Origin of the sequence: Streptomyces sp. NPDC002809 (genome assembly GCF_040295435.1) — a bacterium.
Lineage (GTDB): Bacteria > Actinomycetota > Actinomycetes > Streptomycetales > Streptomycetaceae > Streptomyces.
In genome coordinates this window covers 1-6,806 of sequence record NZ_JBEOVJ010000155.1, presented here as the reverse complement: position 1 = coordinate 6,806, position 6,806 = coordinate 1, and the positions used below count along the sequence as shown (strand labels likewise).

Genomic DNA, 6,806 nt, shown 5'->3' with positions numbered 1-6,806 from the left:
CAAACCACTCTCCCCCCCCCCCCCCCTCTCCCTAGCGGGCGCGGGGCGCACCCCCCGTAGGGCAACGGGGGGCCGGGGGGGCCGGGGGGCGCCCCCCCCGGTCCCCGCACCCCTCACGCGGAGGCCGCGCCCGGGACGGGGCGATGTGTTCGGGCGCGCACCGTCACGGGGTGTTGTTGGCCAGGGCCAGCAGGCGGGAGCGGTCACCGCTGAAGCGGTCGCGGTCGACGTTGCCGGAGACACCGTTCACCGCGCCGGTGGAGGTGTACTGCCAGACCGTGTAGTAGGGGAAGCCCGTCGGGATGCTGGGGGTGCCGGTGGTCCAGTTCGCGACCCACAGCGGGCTGAGGGCGGACATGCCGCTCCAGCCTCCGGTGCAGGTGTTCCACCAGCTCGGGCTGGTGTAGATCACGACGTCACGGCCTGTGCGGGCCTTGTACTTGTTGTAGAAGTCGAGGACCCACTGCCGCATGCCGGCCTGGGAGTAGCCGTAGCAGGTGCCCTCGATGTCCAGCACTCCGGGGAGCGTGAGGTTGTCGCGGGACCATGCGCCGCCGTTGCTCGCGAAGAAGTCCGCCTGGGCCGCGCCACCGGAGACGTCCGGCCGCGCGTAGTGGTACGCGCCCCGGATCACACCGGCGTTGTAGGCGTTCAGGTAGTTGGCGCTGAACGTCGGGTCCTTGTACGAGAGGCCCTCGGTCGCCTTCATCCAGGCGAACTCGATGCCCGCGCCGCGGACCGAGCTCCAGTTGATGCCACCCTGCCAGCTGGAGACGTCGACACCCTCGGGGTTCGCCTTGAGGTTGGCGTCCGCCCGGGCGCCGAGGTGCAGTTGACGGGTGTCCGGCTTGAAGTCCTTGCTGTCCTGGACGTAGCCGACACCCATGTACCCCTTGCCGTAGGGCACGGGGTTGTCCGGCTGAGGGGCCGACGAGGCGGTGCCGGACATCAGACCGAGCAGCAGCGCGGCGCTCATGCCGACGACACCGGCCGCGGTGAGTCTCTTCTGGGTGCGCTTGAGGGAAACGATCCGGGGGAACATGGCGGCCTCCTGCTTGTGGGGGGAGTTGCGTCCGGCGACGTTCTACGCGCGTCGAGTTGTCGCGAACACGACATAGTCAGCCACAGGAGCGGGCGTGCGGTAAATAGTTTTCGTCTTTCGTTAGTGGTCTAGACCTGCATCCGCCGCGCTGAGCTGTACGAACGGCCGGCGCCGGGCGGAAGTTTCTCGAACTGACGGGTCCGCCCGACGACGCTCCGCCCCAAGGAGGCCCAGGCGCGTGGCGGCGAGGTAGATGCGGCGGGTCGGAATCTCGCTGTCGTACGACTCGCGAACCGTGCAGTCGTCGATGCGGAAGCCCGCGTCCCCGGCCGCCGCCCGGAGCTCGTACTCCGTGAACTCCGCCCAGTACACCCGCAGATCACCGCCGAGCGGATCGTCGACGACGCCGTCGTGCGCCCCCTCCTTCGCCACGATCAGCAGCTGGCCGCCCGGGCGGATCGCCGCGGCCCATGACATCAGGGTGCCGCTCAGTTCCCGCTTGGGCCGGTCGTGGAGCGAGTAGTACGAGACCAGCCCGTCCAGCCGCTCCCCCGCGATGTCCTGCTGGTCCATGACCGCGAACCGGCACCCGGGCCTCTCCCGCCGCGCGAGGGCGACGCAGCGCGGCGAGAGGTCGATGCCCAGCACGTCGAGACCACGGGACGTCAGGAGCTCCGCCACATGGCCGCAGGGTCCGCAGCCGGCGTCGTACACCCTGCCGCCCTCGGAGACGCGCGCGGCGAACGCGTTCAGGGCATCCAGATCGAAGGGCTTGCCTTCCAACTCGTCGCGGAACAGGCGGAGATAGTGGTCCGCGCGCGCGTCCCACGTACGGACGACGTCGGCGGCGCTGCCGGGCTCCGGCTCGGAGGAGAACGCGTCTGGCATGGTCACGAATGTAGTGCGGCGGTGTCCGGCGCGGGCCTCCCCGGAGGGCGCCGGGACGCACCGCCGCCTCGCGGGCCTCCCCGGTAGGCGCCGGGACGCACCGCCGCCCGCTCAGTGCGGGCGCGGGATCAGCAAGGGCGGCAGCAGGGCCGTCGCGGCGGACACGAACAGATGCCGTTCACGCGGGGCCGGGAGCGAGGGCCACGCCTCGACGATGACCGCCTCGCCGTGCGCCATGAACCGGCTGGTGGCCTCGACGCGCCAGGCGAGCGGGCCGTCATGGCCGGGTACGGCCTCCGGACTGCGTTCCGGGAGGGTGGCGGGGGCCCACGGCATGTCCTCAGGGATGACGGGGAGCTGGTTCTCGTGGATGAACGCTTCCTGGGCGAAGCCGCTCAGCCCCGTGGCCGGCGGCGTCGGGATGAACGCGGTCAGCGGCGCCCGGATCGCCGGGGCCGGCCCGATCATCGTCACCGGCATCGAAGAGGGGAAGACGGAGCACGCCAAGGCGTCCGGCGTGACGCACGTCGTCAACTCCCGCTCGGCCGGGCCGGGTCTGGGCGGTCCGCGACCTCATCACCGTTTCCCCCTCACACCGTCGGACCGGCCGGGCCAGGCGAAGGCCCGGCCCGGCACTCCTTCCGCAGGTCAGTCCAGACGCCGGCGCAGCCACCAGGCGCTGAACCCGGCGAGGATGCCCGCGAGCGCGACGAAGATCCCCGTCTCGATCCACTGGAAGGTCCAGTAGCGGTTCCCTGGCTGGTACTCCACCGCAACGTGGAAGTCCGACTTCGCGAAGCAGCGCACCGGGTCGGTCTCCCGTGCGGCACAGCCCGCGCTGCCGCGCATCTCCTCACCGTCGGAGTTCAGTACGGGGCCGAGGCCGGACAGGACCCAGGCCCCGGGCCTGGACAGGCCGACCTTCACCTGGGCGTTCTCCCCGTCGCCCGACAGCATGATGTCGGTGGCGCTCCAGGCGGCCCCCTCTGCCGGTCTCCCCTCCTGCGCCGCCATGCCGAGGCCGGCGAGTGCCACCTCAGCCCGTACCGGATCCATGAGCAGCGGCCGGATCGCGTACGGCATGAGGATCTGGACCGCGGCGAAAAGGGCGAGCGTGACCGCCATCGCGGGGACCGTCCGGCGGATCAGCAGGCCGGCGCAGACTCCGACGGTGAAGGCGAAGGCGGCGTAGCCGATTGGTGCGACGCCCCGGCCGTCGAACAGCAACGGATCGAAGCGGTTGCTGATGATCTCGTCGAGCGGGCGGGCCCACCAGGTCACCATGAGGCTGAGCAGACCGGTGACGGCGACGGACGACAGACCCACGGCCGTGAGCTTCACGGCGAGCCAGCGGCTGCGGCTGATGCTCTGGTTCCAGATCAGCCGGTGCGTGCCCGTCTCCAGCTCCCGGGCGATGAGCGGCGCACCCCAGAAGATCCCTATGACACCCGGCACGACGACGAGCAGTCCCGTGACGAGGGCGGCCAGGGACTCGTACTCGTGGACGAACGCGTTCTTGGCCGCTTCGCAGGTGGTGGAACAGCCGGCCACATCACCGTCGTACGAGCTCCGCATCTGCGTCCCCGTGATCACGAGGGTGATCCCGACCGCGGCCAGTGCTGCCAGGGCCACGAGGGTCTGAACGCGGTACTGGCGCCAGGTCAGCCAGATCATCGCTGTGCCTCCGGGGTCGTCGTGGCGGCGGCGGTTCTGCCTTCGGCCATGTAGGTGAGGACCAGGTCCTCCAGATCGAGGGGTTCCAGGACCCAGGCGGGATCGTGGAGAGCGGTATCGGCCCGCACCACGAAGGTGCTCTGGCGTTCGGTATGGGCGGCCTGGAGCACCCGCATCTCCTCCGGGAGGCTCTCCGCGTCACGGCGGGCCGTGGTCAGCCGGAAGTGGGTGGCGGTCAAGTCGTCCACGTCTCCGGCGAGCTGGACCCGGGAGGCGACCAGGGAGATCAGATGGTCGCAGACCCGCTCCAGGTCCGAGACCAGGTGCGAGGAGAGGATGACGGTGGTGCCGTGCTCGGCGACGTGCTCCATGAGCCCCTGGAGGAATTCGCGGCGCGCCAACGGGTCGAGGGCTGCGACGGGTTCGTCCAGGATCAGCAGTTCGGGGCGTTTGGCGACGGCGAGCGTCAGCGCGACCTGGGCCCGCTGACCGCCGGAGAGCCTGCCGACCCGCTGGGCGGGGTCGAGGCCGAGGTCCCGGATCCGGCCCTCCGCCAGGCTCTTGTCCCAGGTGGGGTTGAGGCGGGCGCCAAGGTGCAGATGGTCGGCGATGGACAGCCCGGTGTACGTGGGGGTGTCCTGGGCGACGAAGCCGACCTTGGCCAGTTGGGCCGCGTCGGCGGCGGGGCGCCCGCCGACGACCTCGATGGTGCCCGAAGTCGGGGTGATCAGCCCGCAGACGAGTTGCAGGAGCGTCGACTTCCCTGCCCCGTTGGGGCCGACCAGACCGACCACCCGGCCGGCGGGCACGCTGAGCGTGCAGTCGGAGAGTGCCTGGCGGCGGCCGTATCGCTTGCCCAGGCCGATGGCTTCCAGAATGGCGGTCATTGCTCCTCTTCGGTGGCTGTACGGAACGTGCTCAGGAACAGGGCCTCGATGCTTTCCTCGTCCAGTCCGGCGGCCCGGGCCCTCGTCAGCCATCCGCGCAACTCCTGGCGCAGGGGCTCGTGCTGGGACAGCGATGCGTCGCTGAGGGTGCTCGACACGAAGGTGCCGACGCCGGGCTTCTTGGTCACCAGGCCCTCGTACTCGAGCTCCCGGTACGCCTTGAGCACGGTGTTCGGATTGATCGCCACCTTCGCCGCGACGTCCTTGACCGTGGGCAGGCGATCCCCCTCGAACAACAGCCCCAGGCGCATGGCCTGTCGGACCTGGTGAACCAGTTGCAGGTACGGCGCGACGCCGGACCGGGCATCGAGGTGGAACTCGATCACCGTCGCCTCTATTCATCTAGGGTCCTAGCACTATAGGACTCTGGCGGTATGTCACGTCAAGGATCGGCGCGAGCCGGCGAAGGCCACGCGGTCCCCCACTCGATCGAGTGGACGTGTCCGGCCAAAGCCGTGATTCAGGTGATATCCCTCCGAACCAGAAGCGATCATTCGGCGGTGATCTCAACCTTCCGGACGGCACGCCGTCCCAAGTACCCGCTCCTGGCCGGGCTCGGCTCTCTCGCCGCGCTGGCCCTGCTCCCCGCGCTCCCCGCCGCCGCCGCACCGTCCGCCGACGCGTCGCCGCGGGCCACCGGGTTCGCCTCGCCCCGCGAGGTGACCACAGCCGAGCGCAGGACCTCCGCGTACCTCGACGCGTCGCAGGGCAGGCCCGAGCGGCTGAAGGCCTTCTTCGAGGCGCTGCCCAAGGGCGGCGACCTCCACAACCACCTGTCGGGCGCGGCCTCGACGGAGTACCTGATCAAGCTCGCGATCGATCGGGGCCTGTGCATCGACGCGACGATGACGGCTGTCGCGCCGCCCTGCGGTACGGGCACGCGGCCCGCCGCCGACGCGCGGACGGACTCCGGCTTCCGGCAGCAGATCATCCGGGCCTGGTCCATGCAGGACTTCCCCGCCGGCGAGTCCGGGCACGACCACTTCTTCGACACCTTCGGCAAGTTCGGCCTGGCGACGTCGGACCGGGGCAAGCTGCTGGCCAATGTGGCCAACACCGTGGTGAAGCAGAACCAGTTCTATCTGGAGACCATGGTCACCCCGGCCTCGGACAGTGCCAGGAAGCTTGCCGAAGAGGTGGGTTACGACGCAGACCTTGCCGCCTTCCACCGCAAGCTCCTGGCCGGAGGAAAGCTCGACCGGGTGGTGAACGAGGCGGTCCAGGAGGCCGACGACGCCAACGCGCAGTTCCGCGCGACCGCGCACTGCGACACCGCCCGCCCCGACCCGGGCTGCCGGCTGCCCGTCCGCTGGATCTCCCAGGTCTCCCGGGGCAGTTCCCCGGCGCGGGTGTTCACGCAGATGGCGGTCGGCCTGCGGCTGGCCGAGCGTGACCCGAGGTTCGTCGCGGTCAACCTCGTACAGCCGGAGGACTGGGACAGCTCGCTGAGCAACTACAGCCTCCAGATGCGGATGCTGCAGTACCTGCGCGGCCAGTACCCGGACACCCACCTCACCCTGCACGCCGGTGAGCTGGCCCCCGGTCTGGTCAAGCCCGAGGACCTGACCTTCCACATCCGCGAGGCGGTCCTCGTCGCCGGCGCCGAACGCATCGGCCACGGCGTCGACCTGGTCCACGAGGACGACTGGCGGCAGCTCGCCCGGACCATGGCACGGCGCCAGGTCGCGGTCGAGGTCCCGTTCTCCAGCAACAAGCAGATCCTCGGCATCGCGGGCGCCGACCACCCGTTCAACGCCTACCGCCGGTACGGCGTCCCGGTGGTCCTGTCCACCGACGACCCGGGTGTCTCGCGGATCGACATCAGCCACGAGTACCAGTACGCCGCCCAGACGTACGACCTCGGCTACACCACCCTGAAGGACCTGGCCCGCGCCTCGCTGGAGTACGCCTTCCGCGACGGCCGCAGCCTGTGGGCCTCCGGTTCCGCCCCTGCCGGATACCGGACGGTCCCCGCCTGCCGCGGTGAACGCCCCGGCGCCGTCCGCCCGGGCGCGCGCTGCGGCCGCTACCTCGCCGACAACCCGAAGGCCGCGACGCAGTGGCGTCAGGAGACGGCCTTCGCCGCCTTCGAGCGCGACCACGCCGGCCGCCGCTGACTCGGGCCGACCGGCACAAGGGGTGGGGGGGGGGGGGGCCCCCCCCCCCCCCCCCCCACGCCCCCCGGGGGGGGGGGGACCACGGCACGCCCCCACCACAAGGGGGGGTGGGGGGCACAGGGAGGGGGGGCGGGGCGC

Annotated in this window: 7 protein-coding genes; 1 reads left to right on the top strand and 6 read right to left on the bottom strand. The window is 70.9% G+C overall.

Annotated features, from left to right (window positions below):
• Positions 1–163 precede the first annotated feature (163 nt).
• The 6 genes from ABT025_RS39085 to ABT025_RS39060 form a co-directional block, all read right to left on the bottom strand.
• Complete coding sequence (locus ABT025_RS39085) at positions 164–1,042, bottom strand: GH25 family lysozyme (RefSeq protein ID WP_351003557.1); 879 nt, start codon at positions 1,040–1,042, stop codon at positions 164–166.
• Positions 1,043–1,162: 120 nt separating this feature from the next.
• Positions 1,163–1,930, bottom strand: coding sequence for a class I SAM-dependent methyltransferase (locus tag ABT025_RS39080; RefSeq protein ID WP_351003555.1), 768 nt, complete (start codon positions 1,928–1,930; stop codon positions 1,163–1,165).
• A gap of 111 nt (positions 1,931–2,041) precedes the next feature.
• On the bottom strand, positions 2,042–2,410 hold the full coding sequence (locus ABT025_RS39075) for a hypothetical protein (RefSeq protein WP_351003553.1): 369 nt from the start codon (positions 2,408–2,410) through the stop codon (positions 2,042–2,044).
• Between the two features lie 168 nt (positions 2,411–2,578).
• Positions 2,579–3,604, bottom strand: a complete 1,026-nt coding sequence (locus ABT025_RS39070; protein WP_351003551.1) for an ABC transporter permease — start codon at positions 3,602–3,604, stop codon at positions 2,579–2,581.
• A complete protein-coding gene (locus ABT025_RS39065; protein ID WP_351003549.1) occupies positions 3,601–4,491 on the bottom strand; it encodes an ABC transporter ATP-binding protein in 891 nt (296 codons plus the stop codon). Before ABT025_RS39065 ends, ABT025_RS39070 begins: the two co-directional genes overlap by 4 nt.
• Positions 4,488–4,877 (bottom strand): GntR family transcriptional regulator, encoded by a 390-nt coding sequence (locus ABT025_RS39060; RefSeq protein WP_326657688.1) that lies wholly within the window; start codon positions 4,875–4,877, stop codon positions 4,488–4,490. The genes ABT025_RS39065 and ABT025_RS39060 overlap by 4 nt, the downstream gene beginning before the upstream one ends.
• Before the next feature lie 174 nt (positions 4,878–5,051).
• On the opposite strand from ABT025_RS39060, the gene ABT025_RS39055 reads away from it, so the two are divergent.
• Complete coding sequence (locus ABT025_RS39055) at positions 5,052–6,668, top strand: adenosine deaminase family protein (protein ID WP_351003544.1); 1,617 nt, start codon at positions 5,052–5,054, stop codon at positions 6,666–6,668.
• The last annotated feature ends 138 nt before the right edge of the window (positions 6,669–6,806 follow it).

What these genes read in the sequence shown, in the direction of transcription:
- ABT025_RS39075 (WP_351003553.1), bottom strand. Translation starts at nt 2,410, where the DNA reads ATGCCGGTGACGATGATCGGGCCGGCCCCGGCGATCCGGGCGCCGCTG.
- ABT025_RS39085 (WP_351003557.1), bottom strand. Translation starts at nt 1,042, where the DNA reads ATGTTCCCCCGGATCGTTTCCCTCAAGCGCACCCAGAAGAGACTCACC.
- ABT025_RS39080 (WP_351003555.1), bottom strand. Translation starts at nt 1,930, where the DNA reads ATGCCAGACGCGTTCTCCTCCGAGCCGGAGCCCGGCAGCGCCGCCGAC.
- ABT025_RS39065 (WP_351003549.1), bottom strand. Translation starts at nt 4,491, where the DNA reads ATGACCGCCATTCTGGAAGCCATCGGCCTGGGCAAGCGATACGGCCGC.
- ABT025_RS39070 (WP_351003551.1), bottom strand. Translation starts at nt 3,604, where the DNA reads ATGATCTGGCTGACCTGGCGCCAGTACCGCGTTCAGACCCTCGTGGCC.